General features: G+C 74.7%; 9 protein-coding genes. 1 reads left to right on the top strand and 8 read right to left on the bottom strand.

The features are described from left to right. Positions 1 to 15 precede the first annotated feature (15 nt). Both ACH436_RS01470 and ACH436_RS01465 read right to left on the bottom strand, forming a co-directional pair. The gene (locus ACH436_RS01470) at positions 16 to 1,197 is read right to left on the bottom strand and encodes a ComEA family DNA-binding protein (RefSeq protein WP_430558406.1); all 1,182 of its coding nucleotides are present in this window, start codon (positions 1,195 to 1,197) and stop codon (positions 16 to 18) included. A gap of 82 nt (positions 1,198 to 1,279) precedes the next feature. After that, positions 1,280 to 2,170, bottom strand: a complete 891-nt coding sequence (locus ACH436_RS01465) for a DegV family protein (protein WP_430558405.1) — start codon at positions 2,168 to 2,170, stop codon at positions 1,280 to 1,282. A gap of 148 nt (positions 2,171 to 2,318) precedes the next feature. On the opposite strand from ACH436_RS01465, the gene ACH436_RS01460 reads away from it, so the two are divergent. Further along, positions 2,319 to 4,178 carry a helicase HerA-like domain-containing protein gene (locus ACH436_RS01460; RefSeq protein ID WP_430558404.1) on the top strand — a complete coding sequence of 620 codons (1,860 nt, stop codon included), beginning with the start codon at positions 2,319 to 2,321 and terminating at the stop codon, positions 4,176 to 4,178. Between the two features lie 27 nt (positions 4,179 to 4,205). Here the strand turns inward: ACH436_RS01460 and ACH436_RS01455 are convergent, their stop codons facing one another. From ACH436_RS01455 to ACH436_RS01430, 6 genes are all read right to left on the bottom strand, one after another. Continuing rightward, the gene (locus ACH436_RS01455) at positions 4,206 to 6,677 is read right to left on the bottom strand and encodes a glycogen/starch/alpha-glucan phosphorylase (protein WP_430558403.1); all 2,472 of its coding nucleotides are present in this window, start codon (positions 6,675 to 6,677) and stop codon (positions 4,206 to 4,208) included. 81 nt (positions 6,678 to 6,758) lie between these two features. Then, complete coding sequence (locus ACH436_RS01450; RefSeq protein ID WP_430558402.1) at positions 6,759 to 10,184, bottom strand: ATP-binding protein; 3,426 nt, start codon at positions 10,182 to 10,184, stop codon at positions 6,759 to 6,761. After that, the gene (locus ACH436_RS01445) at positions 10,181 to 10,972 is read right to left on the bottom strand and encodes a DUF4194 domain-containing protein (protein WP_430558401.1); all 792 of its coding nucleotides are present in this window, start codon (positions 10,970 to 10,972) and stop codon (positions 10,181 to 10,183) included. The genes ACH436_RS01450 and ACH436_RS01445 overlap by 4 nt, the downstream gene beginning before the upstream one ends. Continuing rightward, complete coding sequence (locus ACH436_RS01440) at positions 10,969 to 12,555, bottom strand: DUF3375 family protein (RefSeq protein WP_430558400.1); 1,587 nt, start codon at positions 12,553 to 12,555, stop codon at positions 10,969 to 10,971. The genes ACH436_RS01445 and ACH436_RS01440 overlap by 4 nt, the downstream gene beginning before the upstream one ends. 1 nt (position 12,556) lies before the next feature. Then, positions 12,557 to 15,526 (bottom strand): leucine--tRNA ligase, encoded by a 2,970-nt coding sequence (leuS, locus tag ACH436_RS01435; protein WP_430558399.1) that lies wholly within the window; start codon positions 15,524 to 15,526, stop codon positions 12,557 to 12,559. A gap of 43 nt (positions 15,527 to 15,569) precedes the next feature. Continuing rightward, on the bottom strand, positions 15,570 to 16,238 hold the full coding sequence (locus ACH436_RS01430) for a vitamin K epoxide reductase family protein (RefSeq protein ID WP_430558398.1): 669 nt from the start codon (positions 16,236 to 16,238) through the stop codon (positions 15,570 to 15,572). Between the last annotated feature and the right edge of the window lie 30 nt (positions 16,239 to 16,268).

Genomic DNA, 16,268 nt, shown 5'->3' with positions numbered 1-16,268 from the left:
GGTCCCGCGACCGCCTCACAGCGTGACCATGTCCCGGACCTGCCCGAGGACGGACGGGCCGATCCCGGATACCTCGTCGAGCTCGTCGACGCTGGTGAACGGGCCGTTCTCGTCGCGCCAGGCGATGATCCGCTCGGCCAGGGCCGGCCCGATGCCGGGCAGCTCCTCGAGCTCGGCCGCTGGCGCGGCGTTGAGGTTCACGGCACCGCCGGGCGACGCCTCCTCCGTGCCTTCGGCACCGCCCTCGAGGGCGCCGGCCGACCCGCCGCCCGTGGCAGGGACCGGCTCGCCGGGCCTCGGCACACGGATCTGCTCTCCGTCCACGACCGCCCGCGCCAGGTTCAGGGCCGCCGCGTCGGCCCGCCGGGTCGTCCCGCCGGCCGCGGCCACGGCGTCGGCCACCCGCGCGCCCGACGGGACGGTGACCAGGCCCGGCTCACGCACCTCGCCCACCACGTGCACCACCACCGTGCCCGGCGCCGGCACCGCCTCGGGAGCTTCGCCGGTCTCCCCTTCCGCGCCGAGGCCGACCGGGCCCGCGGCGGACGGTGCGGCCGCCGACGGCCCGGCGGACGGCGACGACGGGCCCGACGAGGCGGCGGAGGACGGCGCACCCCCGCCGGCGAGGGTGATGACGTCGTCCGGGCGGGCGGTCGCGACCACCGCGACGACGACGGCCACGAGCAGGACGACGACGGAGGCCACGACGGCCGCCCGCAGCGCCAGCGACCAGCGCCGTGCGCCCGTCCCGTCGTCGTGCCTGTCGGCGAGGTGGCCGTGCGCCGCCGTGTAGGCGGCGGCGACGTGGCGGGCCGACCGGCGGGCGCGCAGGCGGGCGGCGACCTCGTCCTCGTCCCCGTCCTCGTTCTCGCCGGCCGCGTCGGCCCACGGCGCCCCGACCTCGTCCCCCCGCTCGACCGCGAGCCACGACTCCGCGCCGGCCGCGCGCCCGCCGTACGTGGCGCGGTCGGGGTCGCGGACGCCCGCGGGGCCTCCCCCGGAGGACCCACCGGCACCCTCCCGCAGGGCGCGCCAGGCGTGGAGCCGTGCCGCCGCCTCTCCGAGCGCCGGGTCGGGCGTCGCCACGGGCGCGCCGCGCCCGTCGCCCTCGGACGGCGCGACGGCCTCGGCGTGCGAGGTGGGGTCCGGCGGTGCGTCGTCGGCTCCGCCCTGGTCGTGAGGCAGCGTGGTGGTCACGCCGCGACGCTAGGTCTGCCGCCCTCCCCGGGGGCGGCGCGCGCGGCATCCTGTGGACGGCGACCCCCTGGGGGCAGGCTCCTCAGCGCAGGGACTCGCCGGGACGTCCGCCCAGCTCGGCGACGACCACGGCGAGGGCACCCGGCCCGACGTGCGCGCCGAGCACCGCGCTCACGGGCGTCACGACCGGCTCGGCGCCGGTGTCCGCGGCGAGCCGCGCCGCGAGCTCCGCAGCACGCTCGGGCACGCCGAGGTGATGCACGGCCACACCGGGCCGGGCACAGGTCTCGGCCCGCCGCACCGCGAGCTCGACGAGCCGGTCGGTCGCCGCCCGGCGGGTGCGGACACGCTGCGTCATCTCGATCACGCCGTCGCGCATGCCGAGGATCGGACGCACGCCGAGGGCCGTGCCGAACGCCGCCGCCGGCGCGGACAGCCGCCCGCCCCGGCGCAGGTGGTCGAGGGAGTCCACGAGGAACACCGTCGTGCTCGACCCCGCGACCTGCCGCGCGCGGGCGGCGACGGTCGCGGCGTCGTGCCCCTCGGCGGCGCAGCGCGCCGCCTCCAGCGCCGCGAAGCCGAGGGCCATCGCCACCGTCCGGGAGTCGACGGCCTGCACCGGGATCATGGCTCGCTGCCCGGCGCCCGCGGCGACCTCGACCGTGCCGGACAACGCCCCCGACAGGTGCACGCCCACGACGGCCCGCGCGCCGTCGGCGGCCAGGTCTCGGTAGGCGGCGGCGAACTCGGCCGGCGTGGGCTGCGACGTGCTCAGCCGCTCGCCCCCGGCGATCCGCGCGGCCACCTCCGCCGGCGTGATGTCGACGCCCTCGCGCCACGACTCCTCCCCGGCCACGACGCGGAGCGGGACGACGACGGGCGCCACGGCACCGTCTCCGGGGGCAGGCAGGCAGGCGGTCGAGTCGGTGACGACGCGGACCGCACCGGGCTGGACGGGCAGATCGGAGGGCATCGGCGGGAGTCTACCGACGACGCCCGGCCGGACGGGCGTCCCGGCCCGGCCGGGGCGACGCGCAGCGGACCTCGTGCCGCGCACGGGTGCCGCGCCGACCGCCCCGCTCGACGCGCACCGCCCCCGGCGCCGCGCTAGCGTGCGGCCCATGGCCGAGGGGACACCGCCGACCGACGACGCCGAGCTCGCCGCCCTGCGCGCGGCCGCTGCGCAGGCCGCGGCCGAGGCCGCCGAGGCGAGGGCCGCCGCCGCGCAGGCCGCGCTCGACGCGGCGCAGGCCGCCAGGGGCGCCGGCACCGAGTCGCCCACGGCCACCACATCGACCACGGACGCCACGGCCACCCCCGCCACCACCGAGAGTGCCGGCACCGAGAGTGCCGGCACCGCGCCCGCCCCCGACGACGAGCCCGCCGCTCCCCCGTCCTACGCCGACGAGGTCCGCGCCGGCTACGCCTCGGACGCCCCGACCCTGCCGCTCGGGGCGTTGCTGGCGGGCCCGCTCGGTGGCGACCCTGTCCCCGACGCGACGGTCCAGGTCGGCTTCCCCCTGGCGACCCTCAACCGTCACGGCCTCGTCGCGGGGGCCACGGGAACCGGCAAGACCAAGACCCTGCAGGGCATGGCCGAGGGGCTGTCCGCCCAGGGGGTGTCCGTGTTCCTCGCGGACGTCAAGGGTGACCTGTCCGGCCTGGCCGTCGCGGGCCCGGACGACCCGAAGGTCGCGGCGCGGGCGGCAAGCGTCGGGCAGGAGTGGACGCCGACGTCGTACCCCGTCGAGTTCTACTCGCTCGGCGGACTGGGCACGGGCGTGCCGATCCGCACGACCGTCACCGACTTCGGCCCGCTGCTGCTGAGCAAGGTGCTCGGCCTCAACGCCACGCAGTCCTCCAGCCTGGAGCTGATCTTCCACTGGGCGGACACGCAGCAGCTCGCACTGCTCGACCTCAAGGACCTCCAGGCCACCATCACCTACCTCACCTCCGACGACGGCAAGCAGGAGCTCAAGGGCATCGGCGGGGTCTCGGCCGCCACCGCGGGCGTCATCCTGCGCGAGATCGTCGGGCTCCAGGCGCAGGGGGGCGACGTGTTCTTCGGCGAGCCCGCGTTCGAGACCGCCGACCTGCTGCGCACCTCCGCGGACGGCCGTGGCCTCATCTCGGCTCTCGAGCTGCCGGCCGTGCAGGACCGGCCGGCCCTGTTCTCCACGTTCCTCATGTGGTTGCTCGCCGAGCTGTTCCAGGAGCTGCCGGAGGTGGGCGACCCCGACAAGCCCCGGCTCGTCTTCTTCTTCGACGAGGCGCACCTGCTGTTCACCGGCGCGTCGAAAGACTTCCTGCAGCAGGTGGTCCAGACCGTGCGCCTCATCCGCAGCAAGGGGGTGGGCGTCTTCTTCGTCACCCAGTCCCCCAAGGACGTGCCGGCCGACGTGCTCGCCCAGCTCGGCAACCGCGTGCAGCACGCGCTGCGCGCGTTCACGCCCGACGACGCGAAGGCGCTGCGCGCGGCCGCCCGCACGTTCCCCACCTCGCCCTACGACCTCGAGCGGCTGCTGCAGTCCCTCGGCACCGGCGAGGCCGTCGTCACCCTGCTCGACGAGAAGGGCGCGCCGACGCCGGTCGCGTGGACCCGGGTACGCGCCCCGCAGGCCTCGATGGACCCGGCTCCGCAGCAGGCGCTCGACGCCGCCGTCGCAGCCTCGCCCGGACAGGCGCGCTACGGGGCCGCCGTCGACCGCGAGTCGGCGTACGAGCTGCTGCAGGCGCGCGCCGCGCAGGACGCCGCCACCCGGGAGGCCGCCGAGCGCGCCGCCGAGCTGGAGAAGGAGGCGGCGCAGGCGCGCAAGCAGGCCGAGGCCGACGCCCGCAGGGCGCAGAAGTCCCCCCGGGCGCCGGGCTCCGCCTCGCGCGGCAGCGCCCGCAGCCCGATGGACGCGATCCTCACCACCGTCGGCACGACCCTCGCCCGGGAGATCACCCGCACCGTGCTCGGGACGCGCCGACGGCGCTGACCTGCGCGCCGCGGCACCCGGGAGCGGTCAGTCCGTGCTCAGGGGCGCGGCGTGCCAGATGCGGTCGAGGTAGTCGCGCACGGACCGGTCGGACGAGAAGAAGCCCGACCGCGCCACGTTGAGCACGGCGGCTCGGCTCCAGGCGTCGGGGTCCGCGTAGGCGCGCTCGACGCGCTCCTGCGCGTCGAGGTACGCCTGGTAGTCGGCGAGGACCATGAACCGGTCCTCGCTCAGCAGGTTGGACACGATCGGCTCGAACACGGACGCGTCCCCGCCGGAGAACGTGCCCCGCGCCACCAGGTCCAGCGCCCGCCGCAGCGACGGGTTCTCCTCGTAGTACGTCGCCGGACGGTAGCCCGCCTCCGCCACCGCGCTGGCCTCCGGCTCCGTCAGCCCGAACAGGAAGAAGTTCTCGTCGCCCACGAGCCGCCGGATCTCGACGTTCGCGCCGTCGTCGGTGCCGATGGTGAGCGCGCCGTTGAGCGCGAACTTCATGTTGCCCGTGCCCGACGCCTCCTTGCCCGCCAGGGAGATCTGCTCCGACAGGTCGGCCGCCGGGATCAGCGTCTCCGCCACCGTGACGTTGTAGTTCGCCGGGAAGGCGACCCGCAGCACCCGGGACACGTCGGGGTGCGCCGCGACCACCGCACCCACGTGGTTGATCAGCGCGATGATCTCCTTCGCCATCACGTAGCCGGGGGCGGCCTTCGCGCCGAAGACGACGGTGCGGGGTGTGACGTCGCCGAGGTCGAGCTCGCCCGAGGTGATGCGGTCGTAGAGCGTCACGACGTGCAGCAGCTTGAGGAGCTGGCGCTTGTACTCGTGCAGCCGCTTGACCATGACGTCGAGCATGGTGCCCGGGTCGATCGTGATGCCGTCGCGGGCCGCGAGGAAGGAGACGAGCCGGTCCTTGTTCGCGGCCTTGACCTCGCGGAACCGGCGCCGGAACTCGGCGTCGTCCGCGAACGGCTCGAGCTCGCGCAGCCGGTCGAGGTCGGTGACCCAGCCGTCGCCGATCGCCTCCGTGACGAGGCCCGACAACCCCGGGTTCGCGAGCTTCACGAACCGGCGCGGGGTCACGCCGTTGGTGACGTTGGTGAACTTCTCCGGCCAGAAGTCGGCGAAGTCGGCGAGCACCTTGTCGCGCAGCAGCTGCGAGTGCAGCTCCGCGACCCCGTTCACCTTCGAGCCGCCCACCGTCGCGAGGAACGCCATCCGCACCGACCGCTCGGGGTGCTCGGCGATGATCGACATGCGCCGCACCAGCAGCTCGTTGCCGCCCGAGCGCTCGCGCACCTGGGCGAGGAACTCCTCGTTGATGCGGTAGATGATCTCCAGGTGCCGGGGCAGCAGCCGGCCCACCAGCTCGACCGGCCACACCTCCAGGGCCTCCGGCAGCAGCGTGTGGCACGTGTAGGCGAAGCACCGCTGGGTCACCTGCCACGCGTCGTCCCACTCGAAGCCGCGCTCGTCCACCAGGATCCGCATCAGCTCGGGGATCGCGATGACAGGGTGGGTGTCGTTGAGCTGGAAGACGATGCGGTCGGGCAGGTCGTGCAGGTCGAAGCCCGGTGGCAGGAGCTGGTCGATGAAGTCGCGGATCGAGCAGGCGACGAAGAAGTACTGCTGCTGCAGCCGCAGCTCCTTGCCCTGCGGCGTGGAGTCCTCCGGGTAGAGCACCTTCGAGATGTTCTCCGCGAACGTCTGGGACCGCACGGCCTCGGCGTAGTCGCCGTAGTTGAAGATCTTGAGGTCGAACGCGTGGGTGGCCCGCGCGCTCCACAGCCGGAGCGTGTTCACCCGCCCGTTCCGGTAGCCGGGCACCATCGAGTTGTACGGGACGCCCAGCACGTGCCACCCCGGCACCCAGCGCGAGCGCTCGCGGCCGTCGTCGTCCGTGTACTTCTCCGTGTGCCCGCCGAAGCCGACGGTGACCTCGTGCTCGGGGTGGGCGAACTCCCACGGGTCGCCGTTGTCCAGCCAGGTGTCCGGCTCCTCCACCTGGCGCCCGTCGACGAACGTCTGGCGGAAGATGCCGTACTCGTACCGGATGCCGTACCCGATCGCGGGCACGCTCATCGTCGCGAGCGAGTCGACGAAGCAGGCCGCCAGGCGCCCGAGCCCGCCGTTGCCCAGGCCCGGCTCCACCTCCACCTCGCGCAGCTCGTCGAGGTCGAGACCCAGGCTGGCCAGCGCCTCGGCGGCCACCTCCTCCAGCCCGGTCGCGATCAGCGCGTTGTCGAGCTGGCGGCCCAGCAGGTACTCCGCCGACAGGTAGGCCACCGCCTTCCCCTGCGTGCGGTACTGGCTCACGGTGGTCTGCATCCACCGGGACATCAGGTAGTGCCGCACCGTGCGCGCGAGCGCGAGGTACCGGTCGTTGGCCGTCGCCCGCTCCAGGATCGTGCCCTGGGTGAAGTTGAGCTCGTGCAGGTACTCCCGCACGAACCCCTCGACGGTCGGCTCCGGGCTGGCGATCAGAGGCGTGGTCTCGGTCACGTCATGACAGTACACAGCGTCGCCGGGCGCAGCGCGGGCTCCCGGTCTCGGTCACCCGACGGCGACCTCCGCCCGTGCGCCCTACTCCCCCACGAGCGTCACGAGCCGCGACCGGCCGGACGCGTCCTTGATGGCCTGCAGCACGACGTCGGCGTGCGGCTCCAGCGCGCTGACCTTGTCCAGCGGCGCGCCCACGACGAGCTGGAAGCCCAGCCCCCGCCAGGCTCCCACGGCGCGGCCGGCGAACCGGGCGTCGGCCTTGATGAACGCCTCGTCGAGGAAGACCGGCGCGTAGCGCGGGCGCTCCGCCCCGGCGTCGCCGAGCTGGTAGCGCAAGGCCGCGCCGACGATGAACGCGACGAGCTCCTGCGACTCGCCACCGGACTTGCCGGCGATGTGGTCGTAGACGCTCACGTGGTTGCCGTCGAGGTCCACGCACTCGGCGCTGACCCGCACGTGCTCGCGCACGTCCACCAGGCGGCGGCGCTCCGGGCTGTCCGGGCGGATGCGGTCGATCAGCTTGCGCATCCGCTCGTACCGGCGCTCGTGCTCGGCGAGCGGGACGTCGCCCGCGGGGGCCGCGGCCAGCTCGCGCAGCCGCCGCCGGAACGACACGACGTCGGACGCCTCGACCGGGGTGGCGGTGATGCGCAGCCGGTGCGCGTCGTCGCGGAACGGGAGCGTCGCGAGGATCGCGTTGACCGGCTCCATGCGGTCGCGGATCTCCGCGACCGCCTGCGCGATGCCGTTGTTGAGCCGGGTCAGCTGGTCGCCGGACATCTGCCGCAGGTGCGCCGACCACCGGTCGCGCAGCCGGTACAGCTGCTGATACTCCAGCTCCTCGAAGATCCGCAGGAAGTCGGCGTACGCCCCGTCCGGGTCGGCGCTGCGGTTCGGGTCGGGCCACGTGTCGTTGAACCGCTCGAACAGGGCTGCGATGGCCGCGCGCGCGGCGCGCTCGGCCTCCTGCGCCGCCTCCCGCTGGTGGTGCAGCTCGCGCACGACGGCGGCCACGGCGGTGGTGAGGTCGGCCAGCCCGCTGCCCGACGCGCCCGCCACCCCGGACCAGCCGACCTGCGCCATGAGCTCGCCGAGGCGCCGCTCCTGCTCGGGGGTCGGCTCGACGCCCTCGGCGTCCGCGCGCTCGACGGCGTCCGCGACCTGGTCGACCTGGTCGCTGAGCTGCTCCCACGCCGCACCCAGCTCGGTCACCCGCTGCTGCGCCGCCGCCCGCTCCCGGTACAGCTCGTCGACGCGGGCCCGCAGGGCGTCCTCGTCCGCCTTGAGCGCGCGCAGCACGTCCGAGCCCGCGACCAGGGCCTCGAGCCGCTCCTGCCGCTCGGCGAGCCTGGCCTCGGCCCCGCGCACGTCGATGTCGTCCCAGGCGGCCCGCAGCGCGTGGCTGTACGCGACGAAGTGGTCGGCCTCGCCCTTCTGCCGCAGCCGCGCGCCCGCCAGCGCCTCCGAGGCCTGCCGCAGCTCGTGGTGCGCCGCGGCGATCTGCTCGGCGAGCTGTTCGAGCCGCCGGTGGTTGCTGAAGCCCAGCACGGACGACCGGCCCTGGCCGCCGTGCGCGCCCCGGCGCCCCTCCGACGTCTGCCCGAACCGGGTGAGCGCCAGGTCGTGCCTGGCCAGCTCCGCCGGGTCGTCGACGCACACGTACGCGAACCGGTCCGCGAGGCGGCCTGCCAGCCAGCCGCCGAAGGGGCCGGCCTTCACCTCGAGCCGGCCGGGCAGCAGGGAGCGGTCGGCCTCCTCGTGCAGCGCCAGCCCCGTGGGGACGCCCTCGAAGCGCACGCGCACCGGCGAGCGGACCGTGTCGATCGCGGACCGGAACGCGTCCAGCCGGGCCTCGTCGACGAGCAGCGTCACCGCGAAGCCCCCGAGGGCGAGGCCGATCGCGTCGCGCCACGGCTCGTACTCGCCGCGCACCTCGAGCAGCTCGCCGACGAACGGCACGTCGTCGGGGCGCAGGCCGGCGGCCCGTGCCAGCGCCTCGCGCGCCTCGTGCAGCTCGCGCGGGACGTTGCCGCGTCGCGCCCGGAGGGACGCCTCCTCGCGCTCCAGCTCGGCGAGGTCGCGCAGCGCGTCCTTCTCCCGCGCGGCGGCGTCGACCACCGCCTCGGACAGCGCGTCCGTGTGCGTGTCGCGCTCGTCGAGGTAGCGGCGGGCGTCGGCGTGCAGCGCGTCGAGCTCCCGGCGGGAGGACGCCTGCCGCTCGAGCGGAGCGAGGTGGCCCTCCAGCTCGGCGCGGGCCCGCCGCACCTCGGCCAGCCGCTGCTCGGCCGTGCGCACGTCGCGCTCCGCCGCCTCGATCGCGTCACCGCCGTTGCGGCGCTGGTCGGCCCGCACCTGCTCGAGCTCGCCCTGCGCGGCCGTGAGCCGCTCCTCGGCGACGGCGACCCGCTCGGCGGCGGCCTTGTGCTGGGCCCGGTTCTCCGCCTCGCCCGCGCGCAGCAGGTCGAGCTGGGTGCGGTCGCGCCAGGCGGTGAACGGCGTGATCCGGGCAGAATCGGTGCCGGGGTCCGTCCTACCGGTGCCGCCGTCGGGGCCGAGCGCGTCCACCAGCGCCCGCTGCGCGACGGCGTCGTCGATCGCCGCGCGGTGCTCCAGCATCGGGCGCAGCACATCTACCTGCCGCTGCGCCGTGTCCATCTCGGCGCGCACCTCGCTGAGCTCGTCGAAGTGCTCGACGGCGCGCTCGGCCACGCGGATCGTCTCGGGCTCCTCGAGCACCATCGCCTTGTAGAGCGAGTCCACCGTGGTGATCTGCTGCCCCGCCTGGATGCGGCCCAGCAGCTGCACGGCCTTCTCGCCGTCGCCGGCCGCGCCGATGCCGAGCGCCGCGTGCAGGCGGGTCGCGAACGCCTTGTCCGTGTCGAACGCCGTCAGCCCTGCCGCCGTCAGGCCCGCCTTGCCGAAGCGCTGGGCCGCGAGGGGCTCCAGGTCGCGCAGGCTGAAGTCGGCGTCGACGACGGCGCGCACGGCGACCGTCTCGTCCGTGCGCTGCGCGCCGCGCGGCACGTACCAGGCGCGCAGCGCCGTGAACCGCTCGCCCGCCTGGGAGGACCACGTCATCGCGATCGCCGACCACGTGTCCGACGCCTCGCCGCGCAGCACGCGGTCCTTGGAGCGCGCCGCCCCGGCGGTGCGCTCCTCGTCGAGCTTGCCGCGCGCGTAGGAGACGACGTTGCGCTGCTCCTGCCCGCGGGCCCGGCCGCTGGTGGCGGTGTTCGACGCCCCGTTGAACGGGGTCGTGTGGCTCATCATCAGCGCGATGTACGCGTCGAGCAGGGTCGACTTCCCGGAGCCGGACGCGCCCGTGAGCAGCGTCGTGGTGCCCGCGAACCGCACCTCGTGGTAGCCGTGGTACCCGCCCCAGCTGACGAGCTGCATCGAGCGCGCCGTCCACTGGCGTCCGTCCGACGCCGTCGGGATGAGCCCGAACAGCGACTGCTGCATGCGCGGGGCGGCGACCTGCTCCGCCGGGTCGCTCGTGATCGTCACGCGCGGGCCTCCTCGTCCTCGTCGACCGTGTCCGGGTCGTCGTCCTGGTCGGGCCCGTCGGCGGCCTCGGCGGGGTCGGTCGACGACGGCGAGCGCAGCCACGCGGTCAGCTCCCGCAGCCGCTCCACGGGCAGCAGGATCTCGACGACCGGCTGGACGCGGTAGCGCCCCTCCGCGACCTCGTCGAGCACGTGCTCGCGCACGAGCGTCGCGATCGCGTTGTCGACCTCGCGCCGGCGAGCCGCCAGGTTCGTCTCGTCCGCGGCGAGGAAGCCGAGCGCGTAGTCGACCAGCTCCTCGGCGTCCACGTGCGCAGCGCGCTCCCCCGCGCCCTGCTCCTGCCGGAAGCGGTTGCGCGCGAACAGCATGAGGAGGGTCTCGACCCGCTTGTACGGCTCGTCCTTGAGGAGCACCGGGATGCTGAGCCCCGCCTCGCGCACCTGCCGCTTGTACGCGATCTCGTAGTCGCGGTCCACGACGAGCTCGACGAACAGGTCGTGGCAGCGCGACGCGAGGACGTTCTGGTGCGCCAGCAGCGCCCTCCACTCCGCCGGGTGCGCCGCCGCCGACAGGTAGCGGCGCTGCAGCACCAGCGCGAGCGCCCGGCGCGCCTCGTAGGGCAGGACCCCCGTGTCGCCGGCGAACAGCGCCGCGTCGTCGTCCGCCATGGCGGGCACCTCGACGAACGGCGCCCCGTCGGCCCCACCCCGGGCGACGCTCTCGGCGGTCCCGTCGGGCCCGATGTCGGCGCGCAGCTCCACCGCCGGCTCGGTCGTGGTGTCCGTCATGCGTCCTCCTCGTCGTCGGGCACCCGCTCGGGCAAGCGGTCGGGCTCACCGTCGGGCGTCGTCAGGCCCACCCGCGGCACCACCAGGTGGCGCGTGGTGCCGTCGGCACGCACGGCGGTCACGCGCCGCAGGCGCGCCGCCGGCACGTCGCCGATCCCGTCCCCGTCGCCGAGCGCGGCGTCGAGGGCCTCCGGCCCGGCCAGCTCGAGGTAGCCCAGCAGCTCCACGGGCCGGCGCAGCTCGGCGGGCCCGGCGGCGAACACCTCGTCCGCCGTGGCGCTGCCGCGCTCGCGCAGCACGCGCGCGGCGTGCGTGGTCGTCTCGTCGTAGCGCGGGCCGCCCATGCCGAGCAGGCCGCCCAGGACCTCCCCCGGCTCGCCGGCCGGGTCGCGCCACGGGTCGTCGAGGTCGGCGAGCGCGTCCGGCGGCGTGTCGGGGCGCAGGTCGTGCAGCTGGGCGCGGAACCGGCCGAGCCGCGCGCGCTCGAGCCAGCGCAGCGGCTCGACGCGCGCGGCCCGCCCGGACGTCGGGAACCACTCGGCCATCGCCGCGGTCGCCTCCCGCAGCGCGGCGTCCAGCTCCCGGTCGCGCAGCGGGTTGTGCACCGTGAGCTGCTGCGTGATGGTCCGCGAGGCGCGCGCCTGGGCGTCCAGCACCCCGTCGACGGCGGCCAGGAGCTGGGAGTACAGGGCCCGCACGGACTCCCGGCGCTCGGCCGGCAGCTCGGCGGCGAACGGGTGCGCCAGCACGGCGCGCACCCGCTCGTCGACCTTGCCGAGCAGCTGCGGGTCGCGCAGCAGCTCCATCGCGCCGGCGAACGCGCGCCCCTCGGGCGTCCGCTCCATGAGCGAGTCGGAGGCCTCCAGGTAGGCCCCCAGCACCTCGCCCGTGGGGCGCTCGTCCTGGCGCAGGCTGGTGACGATGCTGCGCTGCAGCTCCGCGATCGACTCGGCCACCCGGGCGAAGTCGGCGGGCAGCTCGCGCACCAGCGCGGCCACGTTGTCGAACTGCTCGACGAGCCGGTCCGTGGGCGCCTGCACCACGGGGCCGCCGGCCTCGAGCCGCGCCAGCTCGGCCTCCGCCTCGGCGATCTCGGCCCGGGATCGCGCGATCTGCTCCCGCAGCGCGCGCTGCTGCGACTCCCGGTCGGGCCGGGCGTCGCGCGCGAGCCCGTCCAGCGCGACGAGCAGCGTGCGGATGCGCGACTCGCTCACCAGGGCGCGCGCGCCCTGCGTCCGGTCGACGAACGCGAGCGCCTCCGCCGCGTGCGAGCTCACCTGGTACTGCTCGACGCCGTCGTCGTCGAGCGCGCGCACCAGCCAGCGGCCCGCCACCCAGCGCGAGCACAGCGCACGGGCGGCGTCGTCGGGCACGTCGCGGCCGGCGGCGCGCGCCTCGGCGAGCAGGTCCTCGACCTCCACGTGCATCTGCTCGGTCGGCACCGTGGCGCGGCCCGGCGTGAAGATCAGGGACAGCAGGGCCACGACGAGCGGCCCCTCCTTGCGGTGCAGGAGGGCGAGCGAGGGCGTGCCGAAGGCGCCCTGGCTGCGTGCCAGGGCGCCTTCGAGGCGGACGGTCGCCAACTCAGACGACGATGTTGACGAGCTTGGGCGCGCGCACGATCACCTTGCGCACCGGCGCCCCGTCGATGGCGCGGACCACGTTCGGCTCGGCCAGGGCGGCGGCCTCCAGGTCGGCGTCCGAGATGGACGGCGCCACCTCCAGGCGGCCGCGCACCTTGCCCTTGACCTGCACGACGCACGTCACGGTGTCCTCGACGAGGTACTGCTCGTCGGCGGTCGGGAACGGCTCCCGCGCCAGCGAGCCGTCGTGCCCGAGCCGCTGCCACAGCTCCTCGGCGATGTGCGGGGCGATGGGCGCGACCATGAGCACGAGCGGCTCGACCGCCGCGCGCGGCACCCGGTCCAGCGCGGTGAGGTGGTTGTTGTACGTGATGAGCTTCGCGATCGCCGTGTTGGGCCGCATGTGCTCCATCTCGACGCGCACGTCCGCGATCGCGCGGTGCAGCGCGCGCAGCGTGGCCGTGTCGGGCTCGTCGTCGGTGACCACGAGTGCGCCCGTCTCCTCGTCCACGACGTTGCGCCACAGCCGCTGCAGGAAGCGCTGGGACCCCACGACGGCGCGCGTCTCCCACGGCCGCGACAGGTCCAGCGGGCCCATCGACATCTCGTACACACGGAACGTGTCGGCGCCGTACTGCTCGTACATCTCGTCCGGCGTGACGACGTTCTTCAGGGACTTGCCCATCTTCCCGTACTCGCGGTTCACGGGCTCGCCGCGGTACGTGAAGCCGGTCTGCTCGTCGCCCTCGACCTCGGCGGCGGGCACGTAGGCGCCGCGGGCGTCGGTGAAGGCGTACGCCTGGATGTAGCCCTGGTTGAACAGCTTGCCGAACGGCTCCAGCGAGGTCACGTAGCCCAGGTCCAGCAGCACCTTGTGCCAGAACCGCGCGTACAGCAGGTGCAGCACGGCGTGCTCCACGCCGCCGACGTACAGGTCGACGCCGCCGGCCGGGCCGGACGTCCCATTGTGCTTCGGGCCCATCCAGTACGACTCGAGCTGCGGGTCCACCACGGCGGTGCCCTTCGCGGGTCCGTCCGTCGAGTCGGTCGGGTCCAGGTAGCGCAGGTAGTACCAGCACGACCCGGCCCAGTTGGGCATCGTGTTGGTGTCGCGGCGGTAGGTCTTCGGCCCGTCGCCCAGGTCCAGGGTGACGTGCACCCACTCGTCGTTGCGGCCTAGCGGGGCCTCGGGCGAGGAGTCCGCGTCGTCGGGCTCGAACGTGCGCGGCGCGTAGTCCGGCACGTCGGGCAGGTCGACGGGCAGCATGTCGGCCGGGATCGCGACCGGGCGGTCGTCTTCGTCCCACAGGATCGGGAACGGCTCGCCCCAGTAGCGCTGCCGGCTGAACAGCCAGTCGCGCAGGCGGTACGTGGTCGTCCCCTCGCCGGCGCCACGGGCGCTCAGCCACGCGACGATCTTCTCCTTGGCCTCGGCCACGCCCAGCCCGTCCAGGCTGATCTCGTCGTTGGAGGAGTTCACGGCCACGCCGTCGCCGGTGTACGCGCCGGCGAAGTCCTCCGGGAGGCCGCCCGCGGGCTCGACGGTGCGGATCACGGGCAGCTCGAACGCCTCGGCGAAGTCGAAGTCGCGCTGGTCGCCTCCGGGCACGGCCATGATCGCGCCGGTGCCGTAGCCCATCAGCACGTAGTCGGCCGTGAACACGGGGACCGTCGCGCCGTTGACCGGGTTGATCGCCAGGTGGCCGGTGAAGACGCCGGTCTTCTTGCCGGCGTCGGCCTGCCGCTCGACGGCGGTCTTGGCGGCGGCCTCGCGCCGGTACGCGGCGACGGCCTCGATCGGGGAGGCGTGCCCGCCGGTCCAGACGTCGCGGGTGCCGTCCGGCCAGGCCGCCGGGACCTCGTCCAGCAGCGGGTGCTCGGGCGCCACGACCATGAAGGTGGCGCCGAACAGCGTGTCCGGCCGGGTGGTGAAGACCTCGACCTGCGCGCCCGCCCCGGCCGCGTCGTGGTCGGCGGTGCCGACGACGTCGAAGCGGACGTTCGCGCCGGTGGACCGGCCGATCCAGTTGCGCTGCATCGACTTGACCTTCTCCGGCCAGTCGATCAGGTCCAGGTCGTCGGTCAGGCGGTCCGCGTAGGCGGTGATCCGCATCTTCCACTGCCGCAGCGACTTCTGGAAGACGGGCATGTTGCCGCGCTCGGACCGGCCGTCGGCCGTGACCTCCTCGTTGGCCAGCACCGTGCCCAGCCCGGGCGCCCAGTTCACGGGCGACTCGTCGACGTAGGCCAGCCGCTGCGCGTCCAGCACGTCGCGCCGCTCCTCGGCGGACAGCGCGGACCAGACGGCGCCGCCCGCGTTGTCGCCGTCGTGACCGGGGACGGGGCGCGCCCCGGACTCCAGCTCGCCGCGCAGCTCGCCGATGCGGCGGGCGCGGCCCTTGCCGCCGTCGGCCTCCGTGTCGTACCAGGAGTCGAAGATCTGCAGGAAGATCCACTGCGTCCACCGCACGTACTCGGGGTCGATCGTGGCGAACGTGCGACGCGAGTCGTGCGCCAGTCCCATGCGGCGCAGCTGGCGCTTCATGGTGACGATGTTCTGCTCGGTGGTGGTGCGCGGGTGCTGGCCCGTCTGCACGGCGTACTGCTCGGCGGGCAGGCCGAACGCGTCGTAGCCCAGCGCATGCAGCACGTTGTCGCCGCACATCATGCGGAACCGGCCCACGACGTCGGTGGCGATGTAGCCCAGCGGGTGCCCGACGTGCAGCCCCGCCCCCGAGGGGTACGGGAACATGTCCATGATGAAGAACGGCTGACCCGAGCCGTGCCCGCCGTCGCCGTCCGTGAGCGCCCCGTCCGGGTTGGCCGCCCAGAACGTGCCGCGCTCCTCCCAGAGGTCCTGCCAGCGCTCCTCGATCTGCTGTGCGAGGGCGGGCGTGTAGCGGTGCGCGGGCTCGTGGGAAGAGGCTGCCGGAGCCTCGGGTCGGGCGGGTGCGGTGTCGGGCGTGCTCACCCGGCGAGTCTACCGGCCGGGGCCGCAGGCCCCGGCCCGGTTTTCACACCCCGAACGACTCGACGAGCGGCCCGCCGACGGCCAGGAGCAGCCAGCCCACGGCGACGACGTAGCCGATCAGCAGGACCAGGCCGCGGTTGCGCACGACGGCGCGACGCAGCCCGTCCCCCGCGGGCAGGTGGCCCTCCTGCACGGCGTGCACGACCTGGAACCACAGCAGCGGCCACACGATCGTCCAGACGACCATGCACGCGGGGCACAGGCGCACCAGCGCGTAGAAGCTCGACCACATGAGGAAGAAGATGAGGAGCTGCGCGAGCACGGTCACCGCGAGCAGGCTCCGGTGGTACCAGCGCGGCAGCCGCGCCCCGGCGAGCAGCACCACGCCGGTGGTGATCACCACGGGGAAGGCCGCGACCCCGAGGTAGGGGTTCGGGAAGCCGAGCAGCGTGCCCTGCCACGACGCCATCGCGACGCCGCAGTCGAGGAAGACGTTGAAGCTGCAGCTCGTCACCCGGTTCGGGTCGAGCAGCTTGAGGTACTCCTCGATCGCCAGCCACGACGCCGCGCCGAAGCCGATCCCGCCCAGCACGGTGAGCAGCACCCCGTACGTGCGGGCGGTGAGGCCCCGGGGGCCGGTCATGGGCGGAGCCGTCCCCGTGGCGTCGTCGGGGAGGTCGTCCTGGGTCGCGTCGCGCACGCTCGGGCTCACGGGCGCGACCGTACCGCACGTTCCTGGGGT

Source organism: Isoptericola sp. NPDC019693 (genome assembly GCF_044389085.1).
Taxonomy (GTDB): Bacteria; Actinomycetota; Actinomycetes; order Actinomycetales; family Cellulomonadaceae; genus Isoptericola.
This window is presented reverse-complemented; position numbering and strand designations above follow the sequence as displayed.

Bases quoted from the DNA above. Each gene is read 5' to 3' on its own strand.
- ACH436_RS01465 (WP_430558405.1), bottom strand. From the start codon at position 2,170: ATGCCCTCCGATCTGCCCGTCCAGCCCGGTGCGGTCCGCGTCGTCACC.
- ACH436_RS01460 (WP_430558404.1), top strand. From the start codon at position 2,319: ATGGCCGAGGGGACACCGCCGACCGACGACGCCGAGCTCGCCGCCCTG.
- ACH436_RS01445 (WP_430558401.1), bottom strand. From the start codon at position 10,972: ATGACGGACACCACGACCGAGCCGGCGGTGGAGCTGCGCGCCGACATC.